This window comes from Streptomyces sp. NBC_01471 (assembly GCF_041438865.1).
Classification (GTDB): Bacteria; Actinomycetota; Actinomycetes; order Streptomycetales; family Streptomycetaceae; genus Streptomyces.
The window spans coordinates 7542186-7559731 of record NZ_CP109450.1 but is presented as its reverse complement, the minus strand read 5'-3'; the positions used below and the strand labels follow the sequence as shown (position 1 = coordinate 7559731).

The window sequence follows — 17546 nt, the reverse complement described above, 5'->3', positions numbered from 1 at the left end:
CACCTCCGGTTCGGACCGCACTAGCGACGTCAGTGTACCGATTTACTGAACTCTCTTCACCGATACATCCGTTAACTTCTCTGAAAAATTCTTGTGTACCAGCTGTTGACGTCGTTCCAGAGGCGTTCCTAGTCTCAGTGCATCGATTTACAAGCACATCCCAGCCATTCGCCTGGGTGCTTCTGACTGGATCGATCCACTACCTTCACCTCAAGAGGGGTGCCCCATGGAACTCAGCAGACGGTCGATGCTCACGGTCATCGGCGCGGGGACCGCCGTCGCACTCACCGGCTGCGGCGCCGGCACCACGGCGGCGGGCTCGGCCGACGGCCCCGCCGAGGGCGAGATCACTCTCCTCACCCCGATCTACGAAGGCTCCGACGGCAAGCAGCTGCTGGAGCAGAAGATCCTCGGCGGGTTCCGCAAGAAGTACCCGCACGTCAAGGTCAACGTGGACTACACCACGTACGCGCAGCTGAACGAGAAGATCACCACCGGTCTCGCGGGCGGACTGCTTCCGGACGTCCTGATGATGGGCGTCGGCTGGATCCCGCCGTTCGCCGCCAAGCAGGCGATCGCCCCGCTGCCGGAGACGCTGGCCACCGCACACGACTACGAGAAGCGGGTGCTGGAGCCGTCCCGCCACGACGGGAAGCTGTACGCGCTGCCGGTCGTCCTCGACACCCGGATCGTCGTGTACCGAAAGGACCACTTCGCCGAGGCAGGCATCACGAAGACACCCGCGAACTGGTCGGAACTGCGCGCGGTGGCAAAGCAGTTGACGAAGCACGGGCGGATCGGTTTCGACCCGTTCTCGATCGACCTGCGCCAGTGCTGGGAAACCTTCCTCTACGCCAACGGCGGCTCGCTGTTCAGCGCCGACGGCAAGCAGGCGCGGTTCACCGACGCACGCGGGGTCGGGGCCCTGCAGTTCTTCAAGGACCTGATCTCCGACGGTTCGGCGGACTACACGAAGAAGACCGACGAGGGCGCCCCCTCGAATGTCCAGACCGGCAAGGCATCGATGATGATGACGAGCAGCGCCCTCTGGAACCAGCTCGAAACGCAGAACCCCGAGCTCATCAAGGAGGACAAGGTCGGCGCGTTCGTCCTCGCCAACCGCAGGCCCGCGATGCTCCAGGGCGGCACGCTCGTCACCCAGTCCGCGAGTTCCAAGCAGCCCGCAGCGGCCCGCGCGCTGGTCGAGTACCTCGCGACACCGGCATCCGTCCTCGGCGCAGCCGAACAGCGCGGCTCCGTGCCCGGCCTGAGCGATCTCAACAACACCGGCTACGTCAAGAAGAACAAGTTCGTCGGCCTCTCCCTGCGGAACATGAGCGCCGCCTGCTCCGAGGGCGGCACCGCGGCCTGGATGGAGATCCGCGAAAAGATCAAGCCGACGCTGGAACCCGCCATCGTGGGCGGCCAGTCCGCGAAGGACGCCATCGCGGAACTCGGCCGGCTCGCCGAGGCCGCCATCGGCCGGATGTAAGGACCCGTCACTGTGGGAGCACCATCCGTACTCAAGGCGCGGCCCGCCCGGCCGCCTTCCCCTCCCGGCAACACCACGCCCGTACGTACGCGTCGCACCCCGGCGGGCCCCGGCCGCAGGCGCCGCCGCGCCGGCATGCTGATGGTGGCGCCCGCGCTGCTGCACGCCTCGCTCTGGATCGGTCTGCCGGTCGTCGCCTCGGTGGTCCTGGCCTTCACCAAGTACGACGTGCTGACGGCGCCGCGCTTCGTGGGCCTGGACAACTTCCGGGAGATGCTCGGCGACGCGGTCTTCCGCAAGTCCGTTGCCAACACCGTCGTCTACACCTTCTTCACCGTGCCGTTCGGCATGGCGCTGGGGCTGCTGCTGGCGCTGGCCCTGCACACCGGGCTCAAGGCGCGGGGTCTGTTCCGCACCGCGATCTTCCTGCCCCAGGTGACGGCGACCGTCGCCATCGCGCTGGTCTGGCTGTGGATCTACAACCCGGGAAACGGTCTCTTCAACACACTGCTCTCGTTCGCCGGGATCAGCGGCCCCGCCTGGCTGTCGTCGACGTCCTGGGCGATGCCCTCGGTCATCCTGGTCGGCATCTGGCAGGGCATCGGCATGAAGATGCTGATCTATCTGGCCGCGCTCCAGACCCTGCCGAGGGAGCTGTACGAGGCGGCTTCGGTGGACGGCGCCTCCAGGACACGGCAGTTCTTCTCGATCACCCTGCCGCTGCTCAAGCCCGCGACGTTCTTCGTCCTCATCACCTCGATGATCAACGCGTTCCAGTCCTTCGACCAGATCTACATCCTCACCGACGGCGGCCCCGCCAACAGCACCACGATGATGACGTACGAGATCTACAAGTCCGCCTTCCGGGAGTTCCGCGTCGGATACGCCTGCGCGCAGTCGCTGGTGCTCTTCGTGCTGCTGATGGGATTCACCCTGGTCAACCGGCGGATCATGGGAGGCACCCGTGGCCACAGCTGAGCTCCGCAAGCCGAGGTCCCGCACGGCGCCGGTGCCGCCCGGCCGGGTGGCGCTCTATCTGACGCTGACGGTCGTCTCGCTGCTGATGGTGGTGCCGTTCGTCTGGATGGTGCTCACCTCGCTGAAGACCCCGGTGGAGATCGCCTCGTCCCACACCGAACTCCTCCCGGAGCACTGGCAGTTCGGAAACTACGCGGACGCTCTCAAGGCCGCGCCGTTCGCCACGTACGCCCGGAACAGCTTCATCATCGCCATCAGCCACACGCTGATCAACGTGGTGGTGGCCTCGATGGCCGGGTACTCACTGGCCCGCATCAGGTTCCGCGGCAGCGAGGTCATCTTCTACCTCTTCGTCGCCGCGCTGATGATCCCGACGTACACCAAGGTGCTGCCCGAGTTCCTGATCGTCCGCTTCATGCCGCTGGCCGGCGGGAACGACCTCTTCGGCCAGGGCGGCAGCGGCTGGCTGGACACCTGGTGGGCACTGATCGTGCCCGGCGCCGTCACCCCGTTCGCGGTCTTTCTCTTCCGGCAGTTCTATCTCGATCTGCCGGTGGAGCTGGAGGAGGCGGCCAGGCTCGACGGACTCGGTGAGTTCCGGATCTACGCCAGGATCATGACGCCGCAGGTCAAGCCCGCGCTCACCACCGTCGCGCTGCTCACCTTCGAGGCGTCGTGGAACAACTTCCTCTGGCCGCTGCTGGTGACCCGCAGCGACAACCTGAGGGTGATCCAGGTGGGGCTGTCCGTCTTCAAGACGGAGAACGGCACCCAGTGGCAGTACCTGATGGCCGGTACCACGCTGGCCACCCTCCCCATGGTCGTCCTCTTCCTCATCGGCCAGCGCTATTTCGTGCAGGGCTTCGCAACCGCGGGTCTCAAGTGACCTGCTCCAGAAAGGGCTTCACGCATGTCTGCTGATCTCAACGGATCCCGCGCACTGGTGACGGGAGCGGGCCACGGCATCGGCCGGGCCATCGCCGTCGCCCTGGCCGGGGCGGGCGCCGACGTCGCCGTGCACTACCACTCGTCCGCCGGGGAGGCCGGGCAGACCGTGTCCGCGGTCGGGGCGCTGGGCCGCCGGGTGAAGGCCTTCCACGCCGACGTGACCGTCAGCGGGGACGTGGACCGGCTGCTGGAGGAGGCCACCGGATTCCTGGGCGGCCTCGACATCCTGGTCTGCAACGCGGGCCATCTGATCGGCCGCGCGAAGATCGCCGAGATGACCGACGCCCACTTCGACCAGGTCATCGCCACCAACCTCACCTCGATGTTCCGCACCTGCCGGGCCGCGCTGCCGCACCTCGCACGGTCGTCCGCGGGCCGCATCATCACCATGTCGTCGCTCGCGGCGCACAACGGCGGCGGCCCCGGCTCGGTGGCGTACGCGGCGGCGAAGGCAGGCGTACGCGGTTTCACCAAGGGACTGGCGAAGGAGGTCGCGGCGGACGGGATCACCGTGAACGCCGTCGCCCCCGGCTTCATCAAGGGCACCGCCTTCCACGACACCTTCACCGCGCCCGCCGCCCAGCAGGCCATGGAGGCGGGTATCCCGGTCGGCCGGGCCGGCACCCCCGAGGACGTCGGCGCGGCCGTGGTGCATCTGGCGTCCCCCGCATCCGGTTTCCTCACCGCCACCACGGTGGACATCGACGGTGGCGTATGGCCCCGCTGAAGCGGATCGCCCGCGAGCGGGGCGGCTGGTGGCACGCGTACGTCTGCCCGGCGCACGGTGTGGAACTCGACCACGGCGATCTGCTCTCGGGGGTGTTCCCCGAGGGCGGGGCGCGCTGCGCGCACGGCTGCCAAGTCGACGACGAGAAGGTGCGCGGGGCCTGGCTGGTGCTCTCGCACCAGGCGTGGGCGCGCCGGCTGCGGCTGCTCGCGCACCGGGGCGAGCGCGCCGAGGCCGTCGCCCGGCTGACCGAGTACGCGCAGTTGTACGCAGAGCTGGCGGGCCGTCAGCATGACGCTGCCCAGGGCTGGATGCTGCGCGGCCGGCTCTTCCACCAGGCGCTCACCGACGCCATCTGGGCCGTGAACATCGGCCACGCGGTGAGCACACTCGCCGAGCGGGGCACCGCCGACCTGGCCCCGGTGCTGCCGCTGCTCGACGCCCTGGAGCAGGCGGCCCTCGATGCCCGCGGAGCCCTGACCGGTCAGGGGCTCCTGGCTTCCAACTACACCGCCTGGCTGAACGCGGCGGGCTCGGCGGCGGGCCGCGCGTCGGCCGCGGTGCGCGGCCTGGAGTGGGACGGCGACAAGCGGTGGCTGGAGGGCGAGCACGGCCTGTACGCGCATCTGCGGGCCGCGGTCGCCGACGACGGCTGGGAGTGGGAGGGCAGCACCTATTACCACGGCTTCGTGCTGCGGGCCGCGCTGCTCGCGCTGCGGTCGGCCGATCCGGCGGCCGTCCCGGCCGATGTCCTGGACGTACTGGCCGGGATGGTGGATGTGCTGGCGGCCGTCGCGACCCCGGGCGGGATCCTGCCCGCCCTGCACGACGGCCCGTACCTGCGCGGGCCGCTCGCCCTGGAATGGCTCGAACTGGCCTCGATGGCACGGCAGTTGGTTCCGTCGGCGAGGCTCGACACGATCGCGGTCCGGGCCAGGCAGGAGCTGGGTGACCACGACGACGGGCTCGACCGGGAGCTGGCCGGCTGGTTCGCGGGCCCCGCGCTGCCACCGCGCCCGGCGCCCGGCGCGGTCACCGTGTTCCCGACGACCGGGTACGCGGTGCTGCGCGGCGCGGGGATCCATGCCGTGCTGGACTTCGGGCCGCACGGCGGCTCGCACGGGCACCGCGACAAGCTGTCGCTCTACCTGTACGGGGACACCACCGCGTGGCAGCCGGATCCCGGTCAAGTCCCTTACGCACACACGGAGTTCCGGGAGCTGTACACGTCGTCAGGTGCGCACCCGGCGTTCCGCGCGGACGGCGCGGAACAGGCCGAGTGCGCGGGATTCCTGCTCGGCTCGGACCGCGCATCCGTCACAGCGGGGGTGAGCGGGGCGTACGAAGGGGTGCGCGCGGTCCGGCGGATCGCCCTCGGCAGCTGTTATCTGGTCGACCTGCTGACGGTGAGCGCCGACAGCGCCCGCCGGTTCACCGCACAGCTGCGCCCCGGGACCGCGCTGGACATCCGGGTGCGGGCCGCCGGCCCGGTGCGGACCACCTGGCACGGCGACGAGACGCTGCACGGCCTGCACACCCACTCGGCGGGCGTCCCGGTGCGCCCGTTGACCGTGCCGGGCCCCGGGCCGGCCGACGACCCGCAGCGCGTGCGCACCCGGGTCGACTTCACCGCCGAGGCGGAACGCGTCACCTTCGCCGCGGTGTACCAGGCGGCCGGGGCGGGCCCGGCTGTCACCGTCGCCCGGCTGGACGGTGACGTGCTGACGGTCGGACTGGCCGACGGCTCGACCGCGCTCTTCCGGACGGAGGACTGACCGTGCTGCTCTCCGCGACCCCGCCGCCGGGCCCGCGCCCCGCGCAGGAGGCCCGGCTGTACGAGGAGGCCGCCCGCCTCCGCGGACTGACCCCGCCCGCAGACCACCCGTCCGCCAGCATCACCTGGCTCGGCCCCGCCGCCTCCAACCCGGCACTCGCCTTCCGGACGGGCGGTGACCCCGCGCACCTCGCGGAGAGCCGCCGCTGGATCGAGGCCGCGGTTCGGCTGCCGCACTGGGGCAGGGCCCATATGCCGGACCACGATCTGGACGCGGGCTGGCTGCTGCACCACCTCTCCCTGGCGTACCGCTGGGCCGGGGACGCGCTGCCCGACGGGACGAGCGCGCTGCTGCGCTACAAGCTGCTCCTCCAGGGACGCCGGCTGTACGAGTTCGCGGTGGCGTCCGAGGGCCGCTGGTGGTCGTCGTCGTACTGGCAGAACCACAACTGGATCTGCTACGCGGGGCTCGCCACCGCGGGGTACGTGCTGGGCAAGGAGGAGTGGACCGACCGGGCCAGGGACAATCTCGGCCGGGTGCTCGACCTGCTGCCCGAGGACGGTTCGCATGCCGAGGGGGTCGTCTACTGGCGCTACGGCGTGCCCTGGCTCGCCATGCATCTGGATCTGCTCCAGGAGTCGGAGGGCACCGACTGGTGGGATCGCGGCGGGTTCCTCTCCCGCACCTTCCACTACCGGCTGCACCAGACCGCGCCGGGGTTCGCACTCAATGTGGACCACGGTGACTGCCACGACCGGCGCAGCGGTCACAGCGCCGGGCTCTACTACCGGCTCGCCGCGCAGTACGGCATCGCCGAGGCGCAGTGGATGGGGGATCTGGCCTCGGGCGAACTGCTGCGCGCGGAGGCCATGGAGAGCGGAGTGCGCCCCGGCATCCTCCCGGAGGCGTATCTGGAGTACCTCTGGTACGACCCGTCGGTCCCGGCCCGCAAGCCCACCGCGACGCGGGCGTTCTTCCCCGATCTGGGGCTGCTCGCCGCCCGTACCGGCTGGGACGACGGCGACACCCTGGTGTCGTTCAAGGCGAGTCCGGGCGGTGGCCACAAGGCGTGGGAGACCGCGGAGAAGCACCGGGCCGAACAGGGCTGGGAGACGCTGAACCAGGGGCACCACCACCCCGATTCGGGTTCGTTCGTGCTGGTCTCGCAGGGCGCTTTCCTCGCGGTCGACGAGGGCTACAGCAACAGCAAGCGGGCCGCGCACCACAATCTGCTGCTGGTCGACGGCCAGGGGTACGCGGACGAGGACCGCTACCACGTCTACGAGGGCATCCCCCACGAACGGCAGGCCAGGCAGCGCGATGTGCTGCTGGCCGGGGGCTGGGCGCACGCCACCGCGGAGATCGCCGCGATGTACGATCCGGCGCTCGGCGTGCACAGGCTCGACCGGACTCTGGTGTTCACCCCGGCGGGCCGGCTGGTGCTGCTCGACCTGGCCGAGGCGGGCACCGGGCGGGAGTGGTCGTTCCTGCTCCAGACCGACGCGCCCACCGAGGAGCTGCCGGACGGTACCCGGCTGATCCGGTCGGGCGAAGCGACCGCCCGCGTACGGCAGTTCGCGCCTGAGAGCGCCGCGTGGACCTCGAAGGTGACGGAGGTCGAGGCGAACCCGACGTCCAGCACCCCGGGGCTCACACTCACCCGGACCCTGCACACGCTGCGTTCCACCACCGCGCGTACCGCGTCCGGCCGGTTCCTCACCGCGGTCGAACCCGGTGCGGTGGGCTCGGCCCGTGCCCTGGAGTGCGCGGCGGGCGACGGGGTGGCCCTCGCCGGTGAACGGGTGCTCCTCTCCCCCGCTGCCCGCCGGATCAGGACGGCAGGGGTGAGCGCGGACGCGGCGGCCGTGCTGCTCGCCGACGGCGCGGCGCCGTACGTGGTGGCCGCCCGGCGGCTCGAACTCGACGGCCAGGTGCTGCTCGACACGGCGGAGCCCTACACCGGAAAGGTCGGCTGACCATGGCGCGAACCCTTTCGTCCAGCTGGCCGACGCTGCTGCGCGGGCTGGAGTTCGTCGCGTACCCGGCGGCTGCCGGGGCGGCGTGCGCCGTGCTCTCGCTCGGGGTGGTGACCTGGCTGCCCGCGCTGGCCGCGCTGGCGCACGCCCTCCAGCGGTGGCGCGTGGACGGCGACAGCCGGTGCTTCGTCCACACGTTCACCGCGTTCCCCCGGTACTGGCGGGCCCTGTGGCGGCACGGGCTGGTGTCCACCGCCGCCGCGGGGGTGCTCGCCGCCAACATCGTTCATCTGCTCGGGCGTTCGGAGCCCTGGACGTTCGCGGTGCTGGCCGCGCAGGTGGGTGTCGCGGCCGCGGCCGTCATCCACCATGTGGCGCTCGCCGCGGAGGCGGGCCGGGCCCCGGACGGATCAGTCGGCGCCTGGACACGGAACGCGCTCGCGCTGGGCTTCGGCTCCGCGGGCCGCGGCACCGCGCTGCTCGGCGCGGTGGTCTCAGCGATGCTCCTCTCGCTGGTCGTACCGCTGGGCCCGCTGCTGCTCGGTCCCAGCATCCCGGTGCTGCTCGCCCTCTCCTTCGGCGACAGTCCGTCCCCCGCCGGCCGGCGGGGACACACCCCGCAGCCGGCCAGGATGCGGCCCGCGTACGAGCGCGGCGGCCATCCGCACCCCGATCCATACCGCCTTCACCCGGAGTAAGGGGCCAGCGCCATGAACCACACGGAGCACACACACCACAGAGACAGCACACACCCCGTAGGCCCCGGGCCTCGGACCGGCGCTCTGCCCGGCGGGGCCAGCAGGCGTACCGTCCTGGCCGGCGCGGCGGCGGTCGGCGCGGGCGCCGTGCTGCCGCTCGCCCCGGGCGCGGGCCCGGCGCGGGCCGCGACAGGTGGCGCCGCCGCGCTGCGGGAACGCTGGCACACCCTGCTCACCGGCGGGCCGGACCTGGACCAGGGGGATCAGCGGATCGCGGCGGCCGTCGAACGTACCGGGAAGGCGGCGGTCACCGCCGCGAAGGGGCTCGACCCCACCCGGACCGACGGCCTCTTCCCCGATCTGACCGGCACGACGCTCTCCAACCAGGTCACGACGGCGTTCAAGCGGCTCGCCACGGCCGCGACCGGCTGGGCGGTCCCGGGCACCCCGCAGTACGGCGACACCGCACTGCGCGATCTGCTCCTTGCCGGGGTCGACTGGATGCTGGCCAACCGGTACGGACCTGCCCACACCCGGTACGACAACGACTGGGACTGGGAGATCGGTTCGGCGCTCGCCCTCAACGACGCGTCGGTGCTGCTGTACGACGCGCTCGGCGCCGACCGGCTGGCCCGGATCACCGCAGCGGTGCGGCACTACACGCCGGATCCGAACCTCTGGCGGGCCGACCGGCAGATCGCGACCGGCGCCAACCGGGTCTGGATCTCCACCGTGGTGGCCGTCAACGCCGTGCTGCGGGACGACGGCGGTGATCTGGTGCGGGTGCGGGACGCTCTTTCGGACGTCGAGGGTTCGGGCGCCAACAGCGTGCTCGCGTTCAACGACGTGAGCGCGGCGGCGGAGGGCACCGGCGAGGGCTTCTACTCCGACGGGTCGTTCCTCCAGCACTACAAGCACCCGTACAACGGCGGGTACGGCAAGGAGCTGCTCAGCAGTCTCTCCCGGCTCCTGCACCTGCTCGCCGGGACCGACTGGGCCGTCACCGATCCCGACCTCGACAACGTCCGCCGCTGGGTCGACGAGGGCTTCGACCCGCTGATCGCGCGCGGCGATGTGATGGCCTCGGTCTGCGGGCGGGAGATCGCCCGGCCCAGCAAGCAGGGCCATGTGTCGGCGCAGACGGTCGTCGAGGCGGTGGTGCGGCTGATCCCGGGCTTCCCCGGTGAGACCGCCGACCGCTTCACCGCGCTGGTCAAGCAGTGGATCGCCGAGGACACCTACCGGGACTTCCTCGGCGTGACCGATCTGGCGTCGCTGGTCGCCGCGCAACAGGTCATGGCGTCCGCCGTGCCGGCGCGCGGACGGCTGGTCGCGCACCAGCAGTACCCGCGGATGGACAAGGCGGCGCACCACCGGCCGTCGTTCGCGCTCGGCGTCTCCGCCTGCTCGACCCGGATCTACAACTACGAGTCGATCCAGAACGAGAATCTGCACGGCTGGCACCTCTCCGACGGGATGGTGCTGCTGTACACCGATGATCTCGGGCACTACAGCGAGGACTACTGGCCGACCGTCGACCCGGCGCGGCTGCCGGGCACCACCGTCATGGCCGGCCGGCCGGCCGACGCCGCGGGGCAGCGCACCACCAGTACGGCCGACTGGGCGGGCGGGGCGGGACTGCCGGGGACGACGCTGGGTGCGTACGGCATGGAGCTGCGGGCGTACGGCTCCACGCTGACCGGGCTCAAGAGCTGGTTCTGCCTGGACGACGTGATCGCCTGCACCGGCTCGGGAATCACCGCAGGCGCGGGCCGGGCCGAGACCGTCGTCGAGAACCGCAAGCTGCGAGACGCGGGAGCGGCGCTGCTGGTCGACGGGGTGCCGGCGGCCACCGGTACCGGCTGGTCGGCCGACCTGGACGAGGTGCGCTGGGTTCATCTGGAAGGCACCGGCGGCTATGTCTTCCCCGTGCCCGCCACGCTGCGCGGGCTGCGCGAGGAACGCACGGCGGCCTGGCGCGAGATCAACACCAAGTACGGCACGGACACCCCGGTGACCCGCCCCTATCTGACGCTGTGGCAGGACCACGGCGAGGCGCCGGACGGCGCCGGATACTTCTGGCTCCAGGCCCCCGCCGCGTCGGCCGAGCGCACCCGGCTCTGGTCGCAGGCACCGCCCGTCGAGCTGATCGCGGCCACCACCGCGGTCCACGCGGTGCGGCGCGTCGCGGACGGTCTGCTCGCGGCGAACTTCTGGACGGCGGGCACCGCACAGGAACTCACGTCGGACGGGCCCGCGTCGGTGCTGGTGCGGCCGGACGGGAAGACGGTCACCATCGCACTCTCCGACCCGACCCAGTTGCGGGCCTCGGTCACCGTCACACTGGCGCAGCGCGGCCTGACCGTCGTGTCGGCCGACAGCGGGGTGAGCACGGCCCCCGCACCGGAGGGCATCCGGATCACCGCCGACACCTCGGGCCGCCACGGCGCGGCCCTCGGCCTCACTCTGAAGAGGAGCTAGACCCTTGCTGTTCGACATGGAGCTCGATCGGCTGCGCGAGTACCGGCCGGAGCCGCAGGAGCCGGCGGACTTCGACGCTTTCTGGGAGAAGACGCTGGGCGAGAGCGCCCGGCACCCGCTGGCCGCCGAATTCGTCCCGTACGACGCCGGGTTCGCGACTGTCGACGTGTTCGACGTGACGTTCCGCGGCTGGGGCGGGCAGCCGGTGAAGGCCTGGCTGCTGCTGCCCCGCGACCGGGCGGAGCCGCTGCCCGCCGTCGTGCAGTACATCGGCTACAACGGCGGCCGGGGCATCCCGTACTCCTGGCTGACCTGGAGCGCGCTGGGCCACGCCCATCTGGTGATGGACAACCGGGGCCAGGGCGGTGGCGGCAAGCAGACGGCCGACACCCCGGACATCGGCCCCGAGGGGCACGGTTCGTCGTCGCCCGGCTTCCTCACCCGCGGCATGGAGGATCCGCGGCTGCACTACTACCGGCGGCTGATCACCGACGCGGTACGGGCGGTCGACGCCGTGAAAGCCCATCCGGCGGTGGACGCCGCCCGGGTCGCCGTCCTCGGCGGGAGCCAGGGCGGCGGTCTCTCACTGGCGGTCGCCGGGCTGCGCGACGACGTGGTGGCGGCCGTGGCCGATGTGCCGTTCCTGTGCCACTACCGCCGTGCCTCGCAGATCACCGACGCGGGTCCGTACGCGGAGATAGCACGCTGGCTCTCCGGGCACCGGTTCCGCATCGAGGAGGCGATGGAGACGCTCTCCTACTTCGACGGGGTCAACTTCGCGGCGCGTGCCACCGCGCCCGCGTGGTTCTCGGTGGGGCTGATGGACAGGATCTGCCCGTCGTCCACGGTCTTCGCCGCCTATCACCGCTATGCGGGGCCTGCCGAGATCGAGGTGTTCCCGTACAACGGGCACGAGGGCGGCGCCGAGTACGACCTGCCCCGCAAGATCGCGGCGCTGCGCGGGGTGTTCGCGCGGTAGCAACCCGACTGGGGTAGCTCACAACTACCGCTCTTTCGAGAGCAGTTGAGGAACCAGCCCCGATATGCACCAGTCCGACACCACACCACAGTCGTCATTTTGCGTGTGGACCGTGGTTTCTTGCGCAGACTCATAGACTTCCTGCGGAACCGCTCCTAGCCTTTCGGCGTCCGCAGAGTCCCGACGAGCCGCAAGGACGTATGTCTGTGACACCTCCCCCAAGACGCCGCCTGCTCCGCCGCGGCCTCTCCGCATCGCTCTCCATGGCACTCGCGGTGGCCGGAACGGCCGCAGCAGTGGTGCTCTCCAGTGCCCCCGCCGCCCGGGCGGCGGGGGTGCCGGCCCCCTCCCCCGTCGGTGTTTCCGGCCGGGGAGCCACCGTGCCGTTCAAGGAACAGGAGGCCGAGTACGCCGCCACCAACGGCACCCTGATCGGCCCCGACCGCCTCTACGGACACCTGCCGTCGGAGGCGTCCGGGCGTCAGGCGGTGACACTCGACGCGACCGGCGAGTACGTGGAGTTCACGCTCACCGCGCCGGCGAACGCGATGTCCTTCCGGTACTCACTGCCCGACACGTCGGACGGGGCGGGGCGGGACGCATCCATCGATCTGAAGGTCAACGGCAACCAGCTCAAGAGTGTGCCGGTCACCTCGAAGTACAGCTGGTACTACGGCGGTTACCCCTTCAACAACAACCCCGGTGACACCAACCCGCACCACTTCTACGACGAGACGCGCACCATGTTCGGCTCGACCCTGCCGGCCGGGACCAAGATCCGCCTCCAGGTCTCGTCGACCGCGCAGTCCCCCACGTTCACCATCGACCTGGCCGACTTCGAGCAGGTGGCCGCGCCGATCTCCAAGCCCGCGGGCGCGCTGGACGTGGTGAGCGACTTCGGCGCCGACCCGACCGGGGCCGCCGATTCGACCGCCAGGATCCAGGCGGCCGTGGACGCGGGCAAGGCGCAGGGCAAGACGGTGTACATCCCGCAGGGCACCTTCCAGGTGCGGGACCACATCGTGGTCGACAAGGTGACACTGGCCGGGGCGGGCCCCTGGTACAGCGTGCTGACCGGGCGCGACCCGACCGACCGCAGCAAGGCCGTCGGCGTCTACGGGAAGTACGCGTCGGCTGGCGGCAGCAGCGGCGTCACCCTCAAGGACTTCGCCATCATGGGTGACATCCGCGAGCGTGAGGACAACGACCAGGTCAACGCGGTCGGCGGCGCCCTCTCGGACTCCACGGTCGACGACGTGTGGATGCAGCACACCAAGGTCGGCGCCTGGATGGACGGCCCGATGGACAACTTCACCATCAAGAACAGCCGCATCCTCGACCAGACGGCGGACGGCGTCAATTTCCACATGGGTGTCACCAACTCCACCGTCACCAACACCTTCGTACGCAACACCGGTGACGACGGTCTGGCCATGTGGGCGGAGAACATCCCGAACGTCAACAACAAGTTCACGTTCAACACCGTGGTCCTGCCGATCCTCGCGAACAACATCGTGACCTACGGCGGCAAGGACATCACCATCTCCGACAACGTGATGGCGGACACCATCACCAACGGAGGCGGCCTGCACATCGCCAACCGCTACCCCGGCGTCAACTCCGGCCAGGGAACGGCCGTTTCAGGTACCACCACGGCCGCGCGCAACACCCTGATCAGGACCGGGAACAACGACTTCAACTGGCAGTTCGGAGTGGGCGCCGTCTGGTTCAGCGGCCTGAACGAACCGGTGAACGGCAACATCAACATCACCGACAGCGAGATCCTGGACAGCTCGTACGCCGCGATCATGCTGATCGAGGGCGCGACGAACGGCCTGCACTTCAAGAATGTGAAGATCGACGGCGCCGGGACGTACGCACTCCAGATCCAGGCACCCGGCACGGCCTCGTTCACCAATGTCACCGCCACCCATATCGCGCAGCCGAACCCGATCCACAACTGCATCGGTTCCGGTTTCGAGATCACCCAGGGCGCCGGTAACTCCGGCTGGTACGCCGACCCGCCGGTCTGCACCGGCACCTGGCCCACCCCGGTGTGGACCAACGGCGGTGTCCCGCAGGGCGGCGGCACACCGACCGACCCGCCGACCGATCCCCCGACCACGCCGCCCACCGACCCGCCCACGACTCCGCCCGCCGACCCCGGCAACCTCGCCAAGGGCCGCCCGGTCACCGATTCCGGCCACGCCGATGTCTACACGGCGGCCAAGGCGGTCGACGGCAGCGCCGACACGTACTGGGAGAGCACGAACCACGCCTTCCCGCAGACCCTCACGGTGGACCTCGGAGCGGCGAAAGCCGTGAAGCGGGTCGTGCTGAAACTTCCCCCGTCGGCCGCGTGGGCCACCCGTACCCAGACCCTGAGCGTGTCGGGCAGTACCGACAACTCCTCGTACAGCACGCTCAAGGCCTCGGCGGACCACACCTTCGACCCGGCGAGCGGCAACACTGTCACGCTCACCCTGCCGGGGACGGCGGTCCGCTATCTGCGGGTCACCGTCACCGCCAACACCGGCTGGCCGGCCGCACAGCTCTCCGAGCTGGAGGCGTACACCGGGTGACCGCCTCGGTCACCGGGCCTGACCGCCCGCTGACCGCCCCTCGACCGCCCCCACTGCGCCCGCCGTGCGTCACACGCATGGCGGGCGTAGCCTCGTCGTGTACGTCTCACCGGCCTGACCAGGCACATCTGCAGGAGGCGACGTTGACAGGACACCGCATGGCCAAGCCACTGGCAGCGGGTGCGGCGGCAGTCGTTCTGACGATCGCCGCGGGCAGCTCAGCCGTGGCGGACGGCGGGACAGGATCGCTGCCGGCCCAGGAGATCGCCAACAAGGCACATGACGCCCTCTTCGGGACCTCATCGCTGCACATCAGTGTGCACGGGAGATTCGGGTCGAGGGGCACCCCCACGACCATGGACCTCACCCTCGACCGGCAGGCCAACTGCCGGGGCTCGGTGAGCCTGGGCAGCCAGGGCTCCGTCGAGATCATCAAGCGGGGCGGCAAGGTCTGGATCAAGCCGGACGCCGCGTTCTGGAAGAACCAGGTGCCGGGCGGCAGCGCCGCCGAGGCCGTCCTCAACGGGCGCTATCTCGAAGGGTCGTCCAGCGACCTGCCGCTGCAGGGCCTCGCGAAGGTCTGCGATCTGGACTCGTTCCTCAAGACGAGCACGGAATCGGGCACTTCGGCCGGTGGTCCGCTGACCAAGGGCAAGCAGACGAAGCTCCACGGAATCGACGTCGTCCCGGTCAGCGGGGTGCGCGGCGGCCGGCTGGAGACCCTGTACGTGGCGACACACGGCAAGCCCTACCCCGTCCAGGTCACGGTGAAGGCCAAGGACAAGACCACCCTGGCCACCGTCGGGTTCTCCGGATTCGACAAACCCGTACCGTCGAGCACACCGTCGCCCGACCAGGCGGTGGACATCTCCAGGCTGCGGACCCAGGTCGGTCCGGCCGGCTCCACCTGAGAGAGCCCGGGGCAGACCCGGGTGCCTGCCGAACAGATGCGCCGGGGACCGGGCCGCCGTGGCCCGGTCCCCGGCGCCATGCCGTACGGCTCAGGCCGCGCCCCGGCCGGAGCGGCGGCGGACCGCGAGCACGACACCCGCACCACCGACCACCACGGCCGCCAGCACCCCGGCGGTCAGCAGTCCGGGCCGGTCGCTGGCGCTCCCGGAGAGCTCCTGGATGGCCACGCCCTGCCGCTGCGGGTCGGTGATCTCAGCGGCGGCCGGTGCCACCGGCCGGATCGGGCCGGCCGACTTGACTGAGCCGTCCTTGTTCAGCAGTACCTGCTTGCCGTTGGGATGACGGAAGTCGAGCATCCCGGCCAGCGACCCGGCCCGGGTGTCGAACGAATGGTCCCCGATGCGGCCGGTGTGCCAGTTCTCCTCGACGAACTTGATGATGGAGGTCTGCTCGGTGCGGGTGTGGTCGACCTTGTTGACCTTGCCGTACGGAGAGATGACCATCAGCGGCTGCCGGGCGCCCGGCCCGCACCGGTCGGCATAGCCCCCGGCCGCCTTCGGCCCCTTCCGGCACGCCGGTGAGTCCACCGTTTTGCCGTTCGTCTGCTTGCTCGTGTCCTGCGAGCCGTTGCGCGGCGCGGCGTACACGTGGTCGTACCAGCCGTCCGAGTCGTCGTAGGCGAGGACGACCGCCGTGTCCTTCCACTGCGGGGACTGCTGGATCTTGTTGATCTGGCCGATCAGGAAGTCCTGTTCGTCGGTGGGGTCGGAGTATCCGGCGTGCCCGTCCTGGTAGGCGGGCGCCTTGAGGAAGCTCACCGACGGCAGGTTGCCCGATGTGAGGGCTGCGTCGAAGTCCGTCAGGTCGTAGTTGTGGTTTGCCTGTCCGGCGTGGCCGATCTCGGCGACCGACTTCGGGGCCACGTGGTGCGGGTTCGCCGTCGACCGGTAGTACTGGAACGGGTCGTGGTGCGGGCTGTAGTCCACGACCTGCTCGCCGCCGACGTTCGCGTGCGTGGTGCCGCCGCACTCGGCGAGATGGTCCGAGGTGCCGTCCCACGGGGTGCTCGGCCGGAAGCCGCCCTGGAACCAGCCCCAGCTGACGTTCTTCTCGTTGAGGCGGTCGCCGATGTTCTTGCCGCCCAGCTCGGCGAGGGAGGACTTACTGGTGTGGTCGTTGCCCGAGCAGTCGTCGTAGGCCGGGTCCGGATCGGTGATCATGGTGCCGACCCCGTGCGCGTCGGGCGACGCGACCGCTGCGGGATCGGGCTTGTCGGTCCGCTCGGGGTGCTCGGTGGACGAGGCCGGATCGGTGGACACCACTCCGTGCGTCTGGCCCGAGACCAGCTCGATGGCACCGGGTGTCGAAGGACCGTATGCCGAGCCGAAGGAGTTGTCGTTGAGGGCGTAGTGCTGGGCGTAGTTCCACATCGCGGTGACGGTGTTGCCGTCGAAGTAGTCCATCGCGAGGCCGGGTTCGCCGAAGAGGTTGCCCGAGCACTTGCCCGAGTCGGTGTTCTCCACGAACTTGTCGGCCCTGCCGCCGTTGTACGCGTACTGCTCCGGACCGTACGAGTGGTTCTGGTCGCACGTCATGGCCTGGTCGGGGCTGAGCCGCTTGGGCAGGTACTGGTTGGGGTTCTTGTCGAGCAGACCGGCCGTACGGAGATTGTCGATGTCCCGGGGCGTGTGCGGGGACGGGGTGAACTTCGTACCGTCGGTGTTCGCGGCCTTCGGGTAGGTCGCGAAGTAGTGGTCGAAGGAGATGTTCTCGTCGAAGAGCACCACCAGGTGTTTGATCGGCGTCGCCGTGGAACTGCCGTGGTGCGCTGCGGCGGGCGCCGTGGCCCAGACGGGTGCGGCGCCGCCGAGAACGGTCAGCGCGGCGGCGCCGGCCAGCGCTCCCCAGCGGCGCGCGCCTGCTCCTCTGCCCTTGGTGCCCATGCGGTTCCGCCTTCCGGTGCCGGCCGGTGCACCCTGTCATGCACCTCTCAACATG

General features: G+C 70.4%; 12 protein-coding genes. 11 read left to right on the top strand and 1 reads right to left on the bottom strand.

Translation table 11 applies throughout. The annotated features are described in order from the left end of the window. Positions 1 to 226 precede the first annotated feature (226 nt). From OG285_RS34205 to OG285_RS34155, 11 genes are all read left to right on the top strand, one after another. A complete protein-coding gene (locus OG285_RS34205) occupies positions 227 to 1492 on the top strand; it encodes an extracellular solute-binding protein (RefSeq protein ID WP_371793253.1) in 1266 nt (421 codons plus the stop codon). A 12-nt stretch (positions 1493 to 1504) separates the two neighbouring features. Next, on the top strand, positions 1505 to 2470 hold the full coding sequence (locus OG285_RS34200; protein ID WP_371793252.1) for a carbohydrate ABC transporter permease: 966 nt from the start codon (positions 1505 to 1507) through the stop codon (positions 2468 to 2470). Continuing rightward, the gene (locus OG285_RS34195; RefSeq protein ID WP_356831865.1) at positions 2457 to 3356 is read left to right on the top strand and encodes a carbohydrate ABC transporter permease; all 900 of its coding nucleotides are present in this window, start codon (positions 2457 to 2459) and stop codon (positions 3354 to 3356) included. Before OG285_RS34200 ends, OG285_RS34195 begins: the two co-directional genes overlap by 14 nt. Positions 3357 to 3380: 24 nt before the next feature. Beyond that, complete coding sequence (locus OG285_RS34190; RefSeq protein ID WP_371793251.1) at positions 3381 to 4145, top strand: SDR family NAD(P)-dependent oxidoreductase; 765 nt, start codon at positions 3381 to 3383, stop codon at positions 4143 to 4145. Further along, positions 4133 to 5920, top strand: coding sequence for a heparinase II/III family protein (locus tag OG285_RS34185; protein WP_371793250.1), 1788 nt, complete (start codon positions 4133 to 4135; stop codon positions 5918 to 5920). The genes OG285_RS34190 and OG285_RS34185 overlap by 13 nt, the downstream gene beginning before the upstream one ends. Before the next feature lie 2 nt (positions 5921 to 5922). Beyond that, positions 5923 to 7896 carry a hypothetical protein gene (locus OG285_RS34180; RefSeq protein WP_371793249.1) on the top strand — a complete coding sequence of 658 codons (1974 nt, stop codon included), beginning with the start codon at positions 5923 to 5925 and terminating at the stop codon, positions 7894 to 7896. 2 nt (positions 7897 to 7898) lie between these two features. Beyond that, the gene (locus OG285_RS34175) at positions 7899 to 8594 is read left to right on the top strand and encodes a hypothetical protein (protein ID WP_371793248.1); all 696 of its coding nucleotides are present in this window, start codon (positions 7899 to 7901) and stop codon (positions 8592 to 8594) included. A 12-nt stretch (positions 8595 to 8606) separates the two neighbouring features. After that, positions 8607 to 11075, top strand: a complete 2469-nt coding sequence (locus tag OG285_RS34170) for a polysaccharide lyase 8 family protein (RefSeq protein ID WP_371793247.1) — start codon at positions 8607 to 8609, stop codon at positions 11073 to 11075. A gap of 4 nt (positions 11076 to 11079) precedes the next feature. Continuing rightward, complete coding sequence (locus OG285_RS34165; protein ID WP_371793246.1) at positions 11080 to 12054, top strand: acetylxylan esterase; 975 nt, start codon at positions 11080 to 11082, stop codon at positions 12052 to 12054. A gap of 206 nt (positions 12055 to 12260) precedes the next feature. Next, a complete protein-coding gene (locus OG285_RS34160; protein WP_371793673.1) occupies positions 12261 to 14636 on the top strand; it encodes a discoidin domain-containing protein in 2376 nt (791 codons plus the stop codon). Positions 14637 to 14794: 158 nt separating this feature from the next. Further along, positions 14795 to 15547: a hypothetical protein gene (locus OG285_RS34155; protein WP_356831849.1), complete on the top strand. Its 753-nt coding sequence runs from the start codon at positions 14795 to 14797 to the stop codon at positions 15545 to 15547. Between the two features lie 90 nt (positions 15548 to 15637). Here the strand turns inward: OG285_RS34155 and OG285_RS34150 are convergent, their stop codons facing one another. Beyond that, positions 15638 to 17491, bottom strand: coding sequence for a phospholipase C (locus tag OG285_RS34150; protein ID WP_371793245.1), 1854 nt, complete (start codon positions 17489 to 17491; stop codon positions 15638 to 15640). Positions 17492 to 17546: the final 55 nt, after the last annotated feature.